This is a genomic window from Microbacterium sp. OR16 (assembly GCF_047306725.1).
In the GTDB taxonomy this organism is placed as follows: Bacteria; Actinomycetota; Actinomycetes; order Actinomycetales; family Microbacteriaceae; genus Microbacterium.
Window position 1 is genome coordinate 1,261,458 of sequence record NZ_JAZEXK010000001.1, and the last position, 14,813, is coordinate 1,276,270.

General features: G+C 69.9%; 14 protein-coding genes. 8 read left to right on the top strand and 6 right to left on the bottom strand.

The annotated features are described in order from the left end of the window. Window positions 1-66: 66 nt before the first annotated feature. Window positions 67-618, bottom strand: a complete 552-nt coding sequence (locus tag V2S05_RS06125) for a MarR family winged helix-turn-helix transcriptional regulator (protein WP_413634414.1) — start codon at window positions 616-618, stop codon at window positions 67-69. 77 nt (window positions 619-695) lie between these two features. On the opposite strand from V2S05_RS06125, the gene idi reads away from it, so the two are divergent. Genes idi through V2S05_RS06160 form a run of 7 tightly spaced genes read left to right on the top strand, consistent with a single transcriptional unit; the run spans window position 696 to window position 6,242 of the window. Then, window positions 696-1,259, top strand: a complete 564-nt coding sequence (gene idi / locus V2S05_RS06130; RefSeq protein ID WP_413634415.1) for an isopentenyl-diphosphate Delta-isomerase — start codon at window positions 696-698, stop codon at window positions 1,257-1,259. Continuing rightward, window positions 1,256-2,302: a polyprenyl synthetase family protein gene (locus V2S05_RS06135; RefSeq protein ID WP_413634416.1), complete on the top strand. Its 1,047-nt coding sequence runs from the start codon at window positions 1,256-1,258 to the stop codon at window positions 2,300-2,302. Before idi ends, V2S05_RS06135 begins: the two co-directional genes overlap by 4 nt. After that, complete coding sequence (locus tag V2S05_RS06140) at window positions 2,299-3,171, top strand: phytoene/squalene synthase family protein (protein ID WP_413634417.1); 873 nt, start codon at window positions 2,299-2,301, stop codon at window positions 3,169-3,171. Before V2S05_RS06135 ends, V2S05_RS06140 begins: the two co-directional genes overlap by 4 nt. Then, on the top strand, window positions 3,168-4,748 hold the full coding sequence (gene crtI / locus V2S05_RS06145; RefSeq protein WP_413634418.1) for a phytoene desaturase family protein: 1,581 nt from the start codon (window positions 3,168-3,170) through the stop codon (window positions 4,746-4,748). Before V2S05_RS06140 ends, crtI begins: the two co-directional genes overlap by 4 nt. Further along, window positions 4,745-5,074 carry a lycopene cyclase domain-containing protein gene (locus V2S05_RS06150; RefSeq protein WP_413634419.1) on the top strand — a complete coding sequence of 110 codons (330 nt, stop codon included), beginning with the start codon at window positions 4,745-4,747 and terminating at the stop codon, window positions 5,072-5,074. The genes crtI and V2S05_RS06150 overlap by 4 nt, the downstream gene beginning before the upstream one ends. After that, entirely contained in the window at window positions 5,071-5,388 is a 318-nt protein-coding gene (locus tag V2S05_RS06155; protein WP_413634420.1) for a lycopene cyclase domain-containing protein, read from the top strand. Before V2S05_RS06150 ends, V2S05_RS06155 begins: the two co-directional genes overlap by 4 nt. Next, a complete protein-coding gene (locus V2S05_RS06160) occupies window positions 5,385-6,242 on the top strand; it encodes a prenyltransferase (protein ID WP_413634421.1) in 858 nt (285 codons plus the stop codon). The genes V2S05_RS06155 and V2S05_RS06160 overlap by 4 nt, the downstream gene beginning before the upstream one ends. A 22-nt stretch (window positions 6,243-6,264) precedes the next feature. Here V2S05_RS06160 and V2S05_RS06165 read toward each other — a convergent pair whose 3' ends face one another. From V2S05_RS06165 to V2S05_RS06185, 5 genes are all read right to left on the bottom strand, one after another. After that, entirely contained in the window at window positions 6,265-8,073 is a 1,809-nt protein-coding gene (locus V2S05_RS06165) for an ABC-F family ATP-binding cassette domain-containing protein (RefSeq protein WP_413634422.1), read from the bottom strand. Window positions 8,074-8,131: 58 nt separating this feature from the next. Further along, complete coding sequence (locus V2S05_RS06170) at window positions 8,132-9,175, bottom strand: hypothetical protein (RefSeq protein ID WP_413634423.1); 1,044 nt, start codon at window positions 9,173-9,175, stop codon at window positions 8,132-8,134. Between the two features lie 61 nt (window positions 9,176-9,236). Then, the gene (locus tag V2S05_RS06175; RefSeq protein WP_413634424.1) at window positions 9,237-10,628 is read right to left on the bottom strand and encodes a threonine/serine ThrE exporter family protein; all 1,392 of its coding nucleotides are present in this window, start codon (window positions 10,626-10,628) and stop codon (window positions 9,237-9,239) included. A 42-nt stretch (window positions 10,629-10,670) separates the two neighbouring features. Then, window positions 10,671-11,891 (bottom strand): ROK family transcriptional regulator, encoded by a 1,221-nt coding sequence (locus V2S05_RS06180; RefSeq protein ID WP_271637149.1) that lies wholly within the window; start codon window positions 11,889-11,891, stop codon window positions 10,671-10,673. Next, window positions 11,888-13,417 carry an ATP-binding cassette domain-containing protein gene (locus V2S05_RS06185; RefSeq protein WP_413634425.1) on the bottom strand — a complete coding sequence of 510 codons (1,530 nt, stop codon included), beginning with the start codon at window positions 13,415-13,417 and terminating at the stop codon, window positions 11,888-11,890. Before V2S05_RS06185 ends, V2S05_RS06180 begins: the two co-directional genes overlap by 4 nt. A 191-nt stretch (window positions 13,418-13,608) precedes the next feature. On the opposite strand from V2S05_RS06185, the gene chvE reads away from it, so the two are divergent. After that, window positions 13,609-14,760, top strand: a complete 1,152-nt coding sequence (chvE, locus tag V2S05_RS06190; protein WP_413634426.1) for a multiple monosaccharide ABC transporter substrate-binding protein — start codon at window positions 13,609-13,611, stop codon at window positions 14,758-14,760. Window positions 14,761-14,813: the final 53 nt, after the last annotated feature.

Below are 14,813 nucleotides of genomic sequence, written 5' to 3' on the forward strand. Positions count from 1 at the left end.
GGTTCTTCCTCTCGTGGGGACTCCGAAAACGTACGCGGCGTCGAGCACTCGCTCAGAATCGGCCCGTCACACAGCGTCACGCTCGGCGGTGGCCGCCATCGCATCGAAGAAGTCGGCGACGGTGCGGCGCTGCTCGTTGCTGAGTTCGGCGACGACGTTGAAGCGCCGAGCGTGCTCGCGACCGACCGTTGCGCGCGCCGCGTGACGGGTCTCCTCGGTCACCTCGATGACCAGACTGCGACGGTCCTCCGGATGCGCGCGGCGCACGATGTGACCGCCGCGCTCCAGGCGGTCGAGCAGCTTCGTGGTGGATGCGGTCGAGATGCCGAGATGGCCGGCCATCGCGCTCGGCGTGATCGCCAGGCTCTGGTTCCCTGCGGCGATGAGCATCCGCAGCGCCCTCATGTCACTCGCTCCCAGGCGCATGTAGCGCTGGGACGCCTCGCTGTGCTCCCGCTCCGCCTCGCGCCAGCGGCGCATCGCCTCCAGCACTTCGAGGACGCTCTCCAGCTCGGCCGGCGCGAGATCGCCGGTGCGCACGAGCTCCTGCTCGGGGTCGTTCAGGCGCGGATCGTGCATGACCACGGTCGCCGAGGAAGACGGATCAATTTTCCGCATGCGGTTGATTTTACGTCAGATGTGGATATCTCAACAGTTGAAAGCTAGCCTGTCGAGGGAATACACAGGAGGCCGAAGTGACCCACTCCCCCGAGCGCGTGATCCTTCTCGACGACGAAGGCAACCCCCGCGGTGTCGCCCGCAAAGACGAGGTGCACCATCAGGAGACCCCCCTGCACCTCGCGTTCTCCTGTCACGTGCGGGACGGCGAAGGCCGGCTGCTGCTGACCAGACGGGCGCTGACCAAGCGCGCCTGGCCGGGCACGTGGACCAATGCGTTCTGCGGTCACCCCGGCCCGTTCGAGGCGATTCCGGACGCGGTGCGACGCCGGGCTCGGGAGGAACTCGGTCTCGAGATCGCGGATCTCGAGCTCGAGCTGCCGGACTTCCGCTACCGCGCGGTGGATGCCTCCGGGATCGTGGAGAACGAGATCTGCCCCGTCTACACCGCTCGCGCGGTGGGCGAGCCGCAGCTGAACCCGGCCGAGGCGATGGATGCCCGCTGGGTCAGCCCCGAAGACCTCGCCGCCGCACTCACCGCCGCGCCGTGGGCGTTCAGCCCCTGGCTCGTGCTGCAGGCCCAGCAGCTCTCTGCGACCGCGGGCGCCATCCACGCCACCGCATGGCGGAGCGTCGCATGAGGCTGGAAACCGCGGTGGACCCGCGGCTGGACGAGATCATCGACCGGTTCTTCGCCGACCGCATCGAACGAGCCGACGCGATGGGCGGGCGCTACGGCGACCTGTGGCGCCGCGCGGCAGACGCCACTCAGGGCGGCAAGCGCCTGCGGCCGCGTCTGCTGCTGCTCGCTCACGAGAGCCTGGGCGGCGTCGAGGACGACTCGGCGCTGTGCGCCGCGGCGGCCTTCGAAGTGCTGCACACCGCTCTTCTCATGCACGACGACGTGCTCGACCGGGATCTGGTGCGTCGCGGGAATCCCAACCTCGCCGGCCGCTTCGCGGCCGCCGCCCTCGACGACGGCCACGCCCCGCACACCGCGACCGCGTGGGGAGAGGCGTCGGCGCTCCTCGCCGGCGACCTGCTGATCAGCGGGGCGCACGTGCTCGTCGCCGATGTGGCGCATCCGGCCGCAGCCACGCTGCACCGTGTGATCGACGACGCCCTGATCCTGACTGCGGCGGGTGAGCACGCCGACGTGGGCTACGCGAAAGGGGTGATGCACGCCGAGCAGGAGGACATCCTGCGGATGATCGAGCAGAAGACCGCCGCGTACTCGTTCGCTGCGCCGCTGCGGGTGGGCGCGCTGCTCGCCGGCGCCACCGACCAGGTCGTCGAGGCGCTGGAGTGGATCGGATCGCGTCTGGGCCTGCTGTACCAGCTGCGCGACGACGCCCTTGGCGTCTTCGGGGCGGAGAGCAGCACGGGCAAGAGCGTCATCGGCGACCTGCGCGAGGGGAAGCGCACGCTGCTCGTCGCCTTCGCAGAGGGCACCCCGGAGTGGGACGCGGTGCGGCCCCTCTTCGGGCAGGCGCCACTCGAGACGTCCGATGCCGATCGGCTGCGCGCCGCGCTGGTGTCCTCCGGCGCGGTCGAGCGGATGCAGCGGGTCATCGACGGCGTGCTTCACGACGTACTGCATGCGATCGCCATCGCTCCCCTGCCCACCGGGCTGCGCGCAGAGCTCGCGCAGATCGCCGAGCGCTGCGCGGAGCGGCAGTCGTGAGGGCGGAGCGCGCACTCGACCTCTACACGCGGACGGCCCACGCCGCCTCCGCGCATGTGATCAGCGGTTACTCGACGTCGTTCGGCTACGCGAGTCGGCTGCTGCCACACGACGTGCGCGGCGGGATCGCCGACGTGTACGCGCTGGTGCGCGTCGCCGACGAGATCGTCGACGGGCCGGCCGCGGAGGCGGGGTTGGATCGACCCGAGGTGCTCGCCATCCTCGATGCGCTCGAGCAGGACACCCTCCGCGCGATCGGCTGCGGTTTCAGCGCGAACCTCGTGGTGCACGCCTTCGCCGCCACGGCGCGCCGCACGGGCATCGGCGCCGAGCTCGTGCAGCCGTTCTTCGAATCGATGCGGATGGATGCCACCGCGCACCCGCACTTCGATCGCGAGCAGTACCGCCGCTACATCCACGGCTCCGCCGAGGTCGTCGGCTCGATGTGCCTGCGGGTGTTCGCGCTCGAGCAGCCGGGGTTCGCGCTCGACGACCAGCTCGAGGAGGGCGCCCGTCGCCTCGGCGCCGCCTTCCAGAAGGTGAACTTCTTGCGCGACCTGGCCGACGACGCAGGGCGGCTGGGCCGCTCGTACATCCCTGGCCTCGACCCGCAGACCTTCACTGACCGAGAGAAGGAGGCTGTCGTCGATGAGATCGCCGAGGATCTCGCCGTCGCGCGCGGGGCCATCGCACGCCTGCCGCGCGGATCGCGTCGGGCGACGACCGCGGCCGCGGCACTCTTCGGTCGACTCAACGAGCAGCTGCGCGCGACTCCGGCGGCCCAGCTGCGCACCACCCGCGTGTCGGTGCCGCTGAGTCGCAAGCTCGGCATCCTGGCCAACGCCGCAGCAGGAAGGACAACAGTATGAGGCGCGCCGTCGTCATCGGCGGAGGCATCTCGGGCCTCGCCACCGCTGCTCTGCTCGCCAGGGAGGGCGCGTCCGTGACCCTCGTCGAGGCGCGAGACGAGCTCGGCGGCCGTGCCGGCAACTGGGAGTCGGGCGGGTTCCGCTTCGACACCGGCCCGTCGTGGTACCTGATGCCCGAGGTGTTCGATCACTTCTTCCGGCTGCTGGGCACCTCGTCGGCCGAGCAGCTCGACCTCGTGCGACTCGATCCCGCCTACCGGGTCTACTTCGAAGACGATGAGGAGCCGTTCGACCTGCCGGCCGAGGGGGCGAGGGATGCCCTGGTGGCCCTCGATCCGGACGCCGGGGAGGCTCTGGACCGCTACCTCGCATCCGCCGCCGAGACCTACGATCTCGCCACCTCGACCTTCCTGTACAGCACATACCAGTCGCTGCGGCCGCTGCTGACCCCGCGCACGCTGCGGGGACTGCCGACTCTCACCCGCCTGCTCGCCGAGCCGCTCGACCGGCGCATCCGCCGGCACAGCCGCGAACCGCGGGTGCAGCAGATCCTCGGGTATCCGGCGGTGTTCCTCGGCACCTCGCCTGCGAAGGCACCCGGCATGTACCACCTGATGAGCCACCTCGACATCGGCCAGGGCGTGCTGTACCCGCGCGGCGGGTTCACCGCCGTCATCGCGGCCATCGCGCGCGTCGCGCGCGCGGAGGGCGTCGACATCCGCACCGGATGCCGCGCCACGCGCATCACGGTCGAGGGCGGCGCCGCCACCGGCGTCGAAGTCGAGCTCGCCGACGGCACACGCGAGCATCTGCCCGCCGACGTCGTCGTGTCGACCGCCGATCTGCACGTCACCGAGCAGCAGCTGCTCGATGACGAGCACCGCACGAGGTCGGACGGATGGTGGGACAAGCGCGACCCCGGGCCCGGTGCCGTGCTCGCCCTGCTCGGCGTGCGCGGCGAGCTGCCGCAGCTCGCGCACCACACGCTGCTGTTCACGAAGCAGTGGGAGGAGGGGTTCGACGCCATCTACGGCAGAGGGCGCCGCGGCGCGGGCAAGCGCATCCCCGATCCGGCATCCATCTACGTCTGCCGTCCCAGCGCGACCGACGACGTCGCCCCCGAGGGTCACGAGAACCTGTTCGTGCTCATCCCGGTGCCCGCCGACACGGCCATCGGCGCCGGCGGCGTCGACGGCGCAGGCGACGAGCGGGTGGAGCGCGCAGCAGACGCCGCGATCGATCAGATCGCGGCCTGGTGCGGTGTCCCCGACCTGCGTGAGCGCATCGTCGTGCGCCGGACCATCGGCCCCGCAGACTTCGAACGCGATTTCGGCGCCTGGCGCGGCGGCGCGCTGGGCCCCGCGCACACCCTGCGGCAGAGTGCGTTCCTGCGCGGCGCGAACACGTCGTCGAAGGTCGACGGACTGCTGTACGCCGGCGCGACGACCATCCCGGGCATCGGGCTGCCGATGTGCCTGATCAGCGCGGAGCTGGTCGTCAAGCGCCTCCGCGGCGATGTATCGCCCGGTCCCCTTGCAGAGCCGCCGACGGCGCCGTCCTCCGTGGCGGCGCTGTGACCGGGGCCTACCTGATCGCGCTGCTCGTCTCGCTCGGCGGAATGGTGCTGCTGGATGTGCGACACCGCCTGTTCCTCGGACACGACCCGGTGCGCGCCGTCATCGTGCTGGTCGTCGGTGTGACGTTCTTCCTGCTCTGGGATCTCGCCGGAATCGCGCTGGGGGTCTTCTTCGAAGGCGACAACGCGCTGGCCGTCGGCATCCTGCTGGCACCGGAGCTGCCGATCGAGGAGCCGGTGTTCCTGCTGTTCCTGTGCGAGCTCACCATGGTGCTCGTCTGCGGATCGCAGCGACTCCTCGAACGTCGGAAGGGCGGAGCTCGATGACCTACCTGCTGTTGTGCGCCGGCTTCGTCGCCGCCGCCGTCGTGATCGCGCTGTTCGCGCGGCGGCGCGACCGGATGCCGTCCTTCGCGTCCCTGGCTATCGCCGCGGCGTGCCTGCTCGTGCTCACCGCGGTGTTCGACACCCTGATGATCTCGGTCGGACTCATCGACTACGCCGACGCGCACATCTCCGGCATCCGGATCGGGGCGGCCCCGATCGAGGACTTCACCTACCCGCTCGTCGCGGTGATCCTGCTGCCCGCCCTGTGGTCGCGACTGCGTCGCGACGCACGCGGTGAAAGGGGTCGGCGATGATCCGGGACCTCGTGACGGCGTCCCGACCACTCAGCTGGATCAACACGGCCTACCCGTTCGCAGCCGCCTATCTGCTCGTCGCGGGCGGCGTCGACGCGCGCTGGGTGATCGGCACGCTGTTCTTTCTCGTGCCGTACAACCTGGCGATGTACGGCATCAACGACGTGTTCGACTACGCGTCCGATCTCGCGAATCCTCGCAAGGGCGGCGTCGAAGGAGCGCTGCTGTCGCCGCAGCGGCATCGCACGGTGCTCGTGACGTCGATCGCGCTGAGCGCGCCCTTCGTCGTCGCGCTGGTCGTGCTCGGCTCGCCGCTGTCGTGGCTGATCATGGCGATCAGCCTGTTCGCGGTCGTCGCCTACTCGGCCCCGCCGTTCCGCTTCAAAGAGGTGCCGGGGCTCGATTCGGTCACCTCGAGCATCCACTTCGTGAGCCCCGCCGTGTACGGCTTCGCGCTCGCGGGCGGCACGGTGACCCCCGGACTCGTCGCGCTGCTGAGCGCCTTCTTCCTCTGGGGCGTCGCCAGCCACGCGTTCGGCGCGGTGCAGGATGTCGTGCCCGACCGCGAAGGCGGCATCTCGTCGATCGCGACCGCCCTGGGCGCCGCTCGAACGGTGCGGCTTGCCCTGGCGTGCTGGGCGGCGGCGGGGCTGCTCATGCTTTTCACCGGCTTCCCCGGTGCCCTGGCCGCTGTACTCGCGTTGCCCTACCTGTGGGCGGCAGCGCCTTTCCGCTCGGTCTCGGACGCGGAGTCGGGCAGGGCGAATCGCGGCTGGCGGCACTTCCTGTGGATCAACTACGCGTGCGGCTTCGTCGTCACGATGCTGCTGATCGTCTACGCGCTCGGGCGCTGACCGCGCGCAAGGGGGCGCCCGCTCAGCCGAGCTCTTCGGTGAGCTCGAACCAGCGCAGCTCGAGCTCGTCGACCTCATCCTGCTGCGCCTGGATCTGCTGCATCCGCTCCCCCAGGCCGGTGTAATCGGACTGGTCGTGATCGGCGAGAGCGTGCTTGGCTCGGTCGATCTGATCGCCCAGCTTCTGCATGCGCCGCTCGAGCGCGGCGAGCTCCTTCTCGGCCGCTCGCCGCGCGGCTCCATCCAGAGCCGAGGCCTTGGACGACGCAGCCGGAGCGGCGGCTGCCCCCGAGGCGACTCCCGCCTGCTCGCGAGACTCGAGATCGCGCAGCCGCAGGTACTCGTCGATGCCGCCGGGCAGGTGCCGCAGCCGCCCGCGCAGCACGGCGTACTGCTGGTCGGTGACCCGCTCGAGGAAGTACCGGTCGTGGCTGACCACGAGCAGGGTGCCCGGCCATGAGTCGAGGAGGTCCTCGATGGCGGCGAGCATGTCGGTGTCCATGTCGTTGGTCGGCTCGTCGAGGATGAGCACGTTCGGCTGGTCGAGAAGCACGAGCAGCAGCTGCAGCCGACGCTGCTGACCGCCGGAGAGATCCTTCACCGGGGTCGATAGCTGCGCCGAGGTGAAGCCGAGCCGCTCGAGCAGCTGCCCGGGGGTGAGCTCCGCGGCCTTCGAGCCGGCGCCGAACGTGTACGAGGTGCGCAGACCGTCGATGACCGTGCGCACCGGATCGTTCCAGTGCTGCTCGAGCTCGGAGGTGCGCTGCGTGAGGGTGCGCACCTGCACGGTCTTGCCGCGCTTGACCCGCCCGCTGGTGGGTTCGACGTCGCCCGAGACCAGCCCGAGCAGGGTCGACTTGCCCGCGCCGTTCACCCCGAGGATGCCCGTGCGCTCGCCGGGCGCGATGCGCCATTCGACATCGTGCAGCACGGTCTTCTCGCCGTAGGTCACCCCCGCGTCGAGCAGGTCGACCACGTCCTTGCCCAGGCGCGACACGGCCAGGGACTGCAGCGAGACGGTGTCGCGGATCGGAGGCACGTCGGCGATCAGCGCGTTCGCGGCGTCGATGCGGAACTTCGGCTTGCTGGTGCGCGCGGGGGCTCCGCGGCGCAGCCAGGCGAGTTCCTTGCGGGCGAGGTTCTGCCGCTTCGCCTCGGACGCGGCGGCCATCCGGTCGCGCTCGACGCGCTGCAGGATGTACGCGGCGTAGCCGCCCTCGAAAGGCTCGACGATGCGGTCGTGCACCTCCCAGGTCGCCGTGCAGATCTCATCGAGGAACCAGCGGTCGTGCGTGACGACCAGGAGCGCGCCTGCATTCTTCTGCCAGCGGCCCTTGAGGTGGGCGGCGAGCCAGGTGATCGCCTCGACGTCGAGGTGGTTGGTCGGCTCGTCGAGCGCGATGATGTCCCAGTCGCCGACCAGCAGCCTCGCCAACGACACGCGTCGACGCTGCCCGCCGCTGAGCGAGGCGACCGATGCGTCCCAGTCGAGGTCGGCGACGAGACCGGCGATGACGTCGCGCACCCTCGCATCCCCCGCCCACTCGTGCTCGGGGGTGTCGCCCACCACGGCGCGGCCGACCGTGAGGTCGTCGTCGAGGGTGTCGGCCTGATCGAGCACGCCGATGGTCGTTCCGCCTCGCACGGTCACGCGCCCGGCATCCGGTTCACGGCGGCCGGCGAGCATTCCGAGCAGACTCGACTTGCCGTCGCCGTTGCGACCGACGATGCCGATGCGGTCGCCCTCGTCGACCCCGATCGTGACCGAATCGAAGACGATCTTGGTCGGGTACTCCAGGTGCAGGGCCTCGGCCCCCAGTAGATGTGCCATCACCTCAAGGCTATGCGCTGCCTGCTGCGCCTGCGCCCACCATCGGGCGCATCGCCGACTAGACCGGCGCAGACGCCGGCGCCTGCCCCGCGGGCGCACTCAGTCGCTCGACGAGGGGCATGTGAGATGCCGGGAAGCGCGCGGCGCGGTGCAGCCAGACGAAGAGCGTGAGGGCGATGAAGCCGGTCAGCACCTTGTCGATGACGGAGGTGAGGATGTTGGCCGAGAGCGCTGCGGCGATCAGCGGCAGCCCCAGCGTCACGATGGATGTCGTCACGGAATCCGAGCCGTGCCCGCTGAGGCCGCCGAAGAGGATCACGTTGAGGAACGAGCCGACGATGGAGCACGCGAGAGCGGCGAGGAGGTTCAGCACGAAGAAGCGACCGATGTCGTCGCCCATCCCCCAGCGCCGCACGCCGAATCCCCAGACGAGGGCGCCGGCGATGTTCACCAGCGCGTACGGTGCCGCACCGGGGGCGCCGACGGTGAAGCCGAGGAGGTTGCCGGCCGTGGCGACGAAAGCACCGTGCCACGGACCGAGGATGATCGAGGCTGCGGCCGTGCCGGTCATGTCGAGATAGATCGGCAGGTGCAGCGCCTGCACGACCACCAGCCCGGCGAGGTTCAGGGCGATGCAGCCGAGCACGAGGAGGTAGGGGCTCCACCAGCGCGGAGCCTGCGCGAGGGGGAAGCGGCCCGCCCCGGCTGGCGCCGGCATGACGACGGGCGAGGGCGCCGGCACGTCGACCGACGACGGGGGCGCTGCGACTCGCTGCCGAGCGGACGGCTCTGCGGTGCGCCGCAGCCGCTGCGCGCGTTCCACCCAGCTCTGCGCCGCGTCGCCCTCGACTCCGAGCGCGTTCACGATGTCTCGCAGCAGTACGGGGTCGATCCGAGTGCGGCCGGCCCGGAAAGCGTCGTAGACCGTGCTGCGCGGCGGGTAGGCAGCCGCGGCGGGGACGCCGCGGCCGATGCGCTGCTCGCCGATGCGCCGTCCGAGCTCGGCGTACGAGATCGTGTGCGTCTCTTTGAGGGCGAGGAGATCGGCGGCGATGCAATCGAAGGAATCCACGGCGTCGACGGGCTCGGTTGCCTCGCTCACTGGTTCCTCCTCGCGCCCCGCACTGCTTGCGGCCCAGCATATCGGCGCCGCGACGTGCCGATCAGCGGATGCGCCCACGGCGGCGCACGACGCTCTGCAGCGTGTCGCGAACCGGCGCGCCGAGCACCAGGCCGAGGGAGGCCCCGGATGCCAGCGCGAGTCCGACCGCGCCAGCCTGCAGCAGGTCGGCGAATCCGAGGATGAGCGATATCGGATCGTCCTGGGCCTCGACGATTCCCAGCAGACCGCGGTACACCACCGATCCGGGCACCATCGGCACGATCGCCGCAGTGGTCACGGCGATCGATGGGACGTGGAGTCGGTGCGCGATGAGCGTGCCGACGAAGCTCGCGATCAGCGCGCCCGCTGCACTGGCGATCGGCACGCCGAAGCCGCCTGCGGCGCCCGCGCTGAATCCGCCCCACGCGATCGCACCCAGCACGGCCGACACGAGGATCGTGCGCGAGGTCGCCCCGTTCCACACCGCCACGGTGACCGCAATGAGCACGACGCCGGCGACCTGCATCGGGCCGGGGCCGAGGGTCGGCGGCTCGGTCGAGAGCGTGAAGCCGATCCCGAGACGCTGCGCGAGGGCGACTCCGCCCACGATGCCGACGACGACGCCGAGGGTGAGCAGGGCGAGGTCGAGGATGCGCCCGCCCGCGGTGAGTGCGAAGCCGTCGATCGCGTCCTGCGCGGCTCCCACCACAGACATCCCGGCGAGCATCAGGACGATCCCGGCGGCGACGATCGCGGCGATGCCGGCCTGGTCGAAGGGCGCCACGCCCTGACTGCGCAGCGCGTTCGCGACGGCGGCGAACGCGGTGACCACGAGCGCACCCGCGGCCTGCGAGAAGAAGAACGGCACGTGCATCCGCGCCATCAAGCGCTGTGTCAGCGCCGCGCCGCACGCGGCGAGGAACGCGATGAACGTCGTGATCCACGAGGCGCCGTAGAGCAGGCAGACGCCGACGGCCAGCAGCGCCTGAGCGAGCACGATCACCGTCGGCCGGTACCGGAAGGGCATGCGCCGGATGGCATGGAAGCGCACCCTGGCCTCGGGCAGCGCGAGCCCCGCCTCGATGTCGACCACGAGCGCCTGCAGCTGCTGCAGCTTCGCGTGATCGGGAACGGGTGCCCGCACGACGCGGATCGCGGTGAACGGAGCATCGGACTCGCCGCCCTGATACGACACGGCGATGGAGTTGAACGTGATGTCGACGTGCACCGGGCGGATGCCCAGCGCAGCAGCCACGCGCGTCGCCGAGAGCACGACCTCGTTCGCCGCTGCACCGACGGCGATGAGGGCTTCGGCGATGCGCATCGCGAGCTCGATCACGCGTCGGGCATACATCTCGTCGACCGAGAGGATCGCCTGTGTCTCCGGTCGCGATGCGGCGTCGACGCGGATCGCCTCGACCAGACGCACACGCCAGTTCTTCTGTGCAGCCATCACCCCATCCTCACACGCGTCGATGCGCGCAGCGTTCCGCGGTCAGCGCTGCGACATCGCGGCCGACGGATCGTTCAGCACAGCCTCGAACGCGAGCTCGGCCGGCGCGATCTGCATGAGGTGCGAGCGCATGCGGGCACGCTCCAGTCGCACGGTGCGCCCCTCCGACCCCACGGGGTGCAGCCGGACCGCTGCGGAGAGCCGCTCGCGGCTGGTCGCCAGCAGCACGCCCAGGTACCCCGAGAGCACGACCATCTCGGGGGCGAACGCGTTGACGAAGTTCGTCAGCGCGACCGACAGCACGTCGACCTGCCTGGCCACCTCGGCGAGCACGACCGGGTCGCGCGCGACACCCAGCTCGATGTCGAGCTCGTCCTCGTCGAGTCCACGACGACCGAGAAGGGCGAGAACGGTCGCGGGGTTCACCTCCATCTGCAGGCACCCGCGGCGCCCGCAGCTGCACAGGGCGCCGGAGGGGTTGACCACGGTGTGGCCGAACTCGCCGGCGAATCCGGAGGTGCCGCGCAGCAGCGACCCGTCGAAGACGAGACCACCGCCGATGCCGGTCATCGAACCGCTGAGATACAGCACGTTGCACACACCGCGGGCCACGCCGAAGCGCGTTTCGGCCATGGCGCCGACGCTGGCGTCGTTGCCCACCGCCACCGGCATGCGCAGCACGTCGGCGAGGCGGTGCGCGAGCTGCTCGCGCCGCCAGCCCAGGGGCGGCGACAGCAGCACGGTGCCGCGCGAGTCGACCAGCCCCGGCACCGCGACGCCCGCGCCGACGAGCCGGTAATGACGATCGATGTCGGCTCGCATCCCGTCGACCAGAGATGACACGACCTGCGCGAACCGGCGCGGACTCGGCGGTGACGCCAGATCGTGTCGCACACGGGAGTGCACAGCCGATCCCAACCCGACCAGCGCCACGGAGACTGCGCGCGGATCGGCCACGATGCTCAGCGCCACGACGTCATCGTCCGCCGCCACGCCCAGAGAGGGCCGCCCCACGCGGCCGGTGGGCTTGACCGATTCCTCACGCACCAGGCGCAGGTCGAGCAGCTCCTGCACGAGAGCGGTCACCGTCGAGCGGTTCAGACCCGTGACTGCGCCGATCTCGGATCGCGACTGGGCGCCCGACGCGTGCACGAGCCGCAGCACGGCCGAGAGGTTCTGGGCACGCACATCCTCGTTCGTCGTGCGCGTGATCGCGACGGGCGGCGGCGCTCCGCGGCCGGCCGCGGGGTGATCGGAGCTCATGCGCGCTCGACCGTCATGTGAGACATGAGCAGCTCCTGAGTGGCGTCACGCCGCGGGATCTCGGCGGTGATCCGCCCGTGCGCGAGGGTGTAGATGCGGTCGGAGAGCCCGATCACCTCGGGCAGCTCGGACGAGATGACGATGATGGCCTTCCCCTGCGCCGCCAGCTCGTTGATGAACCCGTAGATCTCGTACTTCGCTCCGACATCGATCCCCCTGGTCGGCTCGTCGAGGATGAGGACGTCCGGGTTGGTGAAGATCCACTTCGACAGCACGATCTTCTGCTGGTTCCCGCCGGAGAGCACCCCTGTCCGCGAGGCGACGCTCGGTGTCTTGATGTTGAGCTTGTACCGGTACGCCTCGGCGACCTTGCGCTCGCGCACGTCGTCGACGAGACCGTGCTCGGAGAGTCTGCCCAGCGCTGCCGCCGACACGTTCGACTGCACGCTGGCGAGCAGATTCAGTCCGTCGCGGCGACGATCCTCGGGCGCGTAGACGATTCCGTTGCGGATCGCCTCGCCCACCGAGCGCAGCTCGATCCGCTCGCCGCGCTTGTATGCCGCTCCGGTTATGACCGAGCCGTACGACCCGCCGAACACGCTCATGGCCAGCTCCGTGCGACCCGCTCCCATGAGCCCGGCGATGCCGACGATCTCTCCGGACCGCACGGTCAGCCCCACGTCGTCGATGACGAGACGGGTGGGATCGGTCGGATGTCGAACCGTCCAGTTCTCGAGCCGCAGAAGCTCTTCGCCGATGTCGGGTTCCCGAGGCGGGAACAGGTCGTCCAGCGGCCGACCCACCATCGCGCGGATGATCCGCCGCTCGTCCGTCTCGGGATCGTCGGTGCGCATCGTCTCGATGGTCGCGCCGTCGCGGATCACGGTGATCCGATCGGCGACGCGCATCACCTCGCCGAGCCGATGCGAGATCAGCACGCAGGTGATCCCCTGGGTGCGAAGCTGCTGCACGAGCGCCAGCAGCCGGTCGGAGTCGTCACGGCCGAGAGCCGCGGTGGGCTCGTCGAGGATCAGCAGGCGCACGTCCTTGGCGAGCGCCTTCGCTATCTCGACGAGCTGCTGCTTGCCGATGCCCAGATCCCCGGCGCGCGCCATGGGGCTCTCATCCAGGCCCACGCGCGCCATCAGCGCAGCGGCGCGCCGATTCGCGGCGTCCTGGTCGAGCAGCCCGCGGCGGGTGATCTCGTTGCCGAGGAAGATGTTCTCGGCGACCGTCAGCTGCGGCACGACCGCCAGCTCCTGGTGCACGATCACGATCCCCTCGGCCTCGCTGTCCGAGAGCGAGCGGAACGCGACCTGACGACCGTCGAGCGCGATCGTCCCCTCGAAGCTGCCGTGCGGATGGATGCCGCTGAGAATCTCCATCAGCGTGGACTTGCCCGCACCGTTCTCGCCGCAGATGGCATGCACCTCACCGCGGTGGATGTCGATGGACACGCCGGAGAGCGCGACGACATCGCGGAACCGCTTCGTCACGTCAGTCATCCGCAGAAGCGGTTCAGCCATCGAGATCACCTTGCGTTGCTGGGCTTCCGGAATGATATCGAATCGGTTAATTTGTCCGCAGGCGCAACAGTTTTATTTGTCCGCAGGCACCTCAATATGCAATGCTCCCAGAGCGGACGCGCATCAGCGCCTCACCGAGACGACACTGGAGTCCGCCGCAGCAAGCCACCTTTCGAGGAAGAGAGATAGCAATGAGAAAGACCGTCCTGCGCGCCTTCGCGGCCACCGGCGCCTTCGCCCTGGCCCTGGGCCTGGCCGCATGCTCGAGCAGCACCGAATCGGGCTCCGGCTCCGAGGGCGGCGCCGGAGACGACATCCTCGTCGGCGTCGCCATGCCGACCGAGACCTCCGAGCGCTGGATCGCTGACGGCGACGCCGTCAAGTCCCAGCTCGAGGAACTCGGCTACGAGGTCGACCTCCAGTTCGCCAACGACGACATCCCCCGCCAGCAGCAGCAGCTCGACCAGATGATCACGAACGGCGCCGACATCCTCATCGTCGCGTCGATCGACGGCACGGCGCTGGCCACCCAGCTCGACAACGCCGCCAGCAAGGGCATCCCGGTGATCGCGTACGACCGACTGATCAACGGCACGAAGAACGTCGACTTCTACGTCACGTTCGACAACTACAACGTCGGCGTGCAGCAGGCGCAGAGCCTCCTGCAGGGACTCGGCTACCTCGACGCCGACGGCAAGGAGACCGACCTCGCCGACAAGAAGATCATCGAGGTGTTCGCCGGGTCCCCCGACGACAACAACGCCGGGTTCTTCTTCAACGGGGCGATGGACACCCTGAAGCCGTACCTCGAGGACGGCCGCCTGACCATCGGCTCCGGCCAGAAGGACTTCGACACCGTCTCGACGCTGCGCTGGGACCCGGCCGTGGCCCAGAAGCGCATGGAGGACCTGCTGACCAGCAACTACGACGGCGGCTCGAAGCAGCTGGATGGCGTGCTCTCCCCCTACGACGGACTGTCGCGCGGCATCATCACCGCCCTCGAGAACGCGGGCTACGGCTCGACCATCGAGGAGGGCCTGCCCGTCGTCTCCGGCCAGGACGCCGAGATCGCCTCGGTGAAGATGATCGCCGACGGCGTGCAGTACGCCACGATCTTCAAGGACACCCGCAAGCTGGCCGCTCAGGCCGTGAAGGCCGCGGAGTCCTTCGCCGACGGCGACAAGCCCGAAGCGAACGACACCGAGACCTACGACAACGGCGAGAAGGTCGTCCCTTCGTTCCTGCTCGAATCCGACATCGTCGTCTCCGACAACATCAAGTCGCTGCTCATCGATTCGGGCTACTGGACCGAGTCCGAGGTCGCAGCCGGCGTCGCCGACTGATCGATCGCTCGCACGAGCACCACGGGATCCGCCGCGCCACGAGCGGCTCGGCG

Excerpts from the sequence above, each read along its gene's own strand:
- V2S05_RS06180 (WP_271637149.1), bottom strand. The coding sequence starts at position 11,891 with ATGAGCTCCGATCACCCCGCGGCCGGCCGCGGAGCGCCGCCGCCCGTC.
- chvE (WP_413634426.1), top strand. The coding sequence starts at position 13,609 with ATGAGAAAGACCGTCCTGCGCGCCTTCGCGGCCACCGGCGCCTTCGCC.
- V2S05_RS06125 (WP_413634414.1), bottom strand. The coding sequence starts at position 618 with ATGCGGAAAATTGATCCGTCTTCCTCGGCGACCGTGGTCATGCACGAT.
- V2S05_RS06160 (WP_413634421.1), top strand. The coding sequence starts at position 5,385 with ATGATCCGGGACCTCGTGACGGCGTCCCGACCACTCAGCTGGATCAAC.
- crtI (WP_413634418.1), top strand. The coding sequence starts at position 3,168 with ATGAGGCGCGCCGTCGTCATCGGCGGAGGCATCTCGGGCCTCGCCACC.
- V2S05_RS06175 (WP_413634424.1), bottom strand. The coding sequence starts at position 10,628 with ATGGCTGCACAGAAGAACTGGCGTGTGCGTCTGGTCGAGGCGATCCGC.
- V2S05_RS06165 (WP_413634422.1), bottom strand. The coding sequence starts at position 8,073 with ATGGCACATCTACTGGGGGCCGAGGCCCTGCACCTGGAGTACCCGACC.
- V2S05_RS06185 (WP_413634425.1), bottom strand. The coding sequence starts at position 13,417 with ATGGCTGAACCGCTTCTGCGGATGACTGACGTGACGAAGCGGTTCCGC.
- V2S05_RS06155 (WP_413634420.1), top strand. The coding sequence starts at position 5,071 with ATGACCTACCTGCTGTTGTGCGCCGGCTTCGTCGCCGCCGCCGTCGTG.
- V2S05_RS06135 (WP_413634416.1), top strand. The coding sequence starts at position 1,256 with ATGAGGCTGGAAACCGCGGTGGACCCGCGGCTGGACGAGATCATCGAC.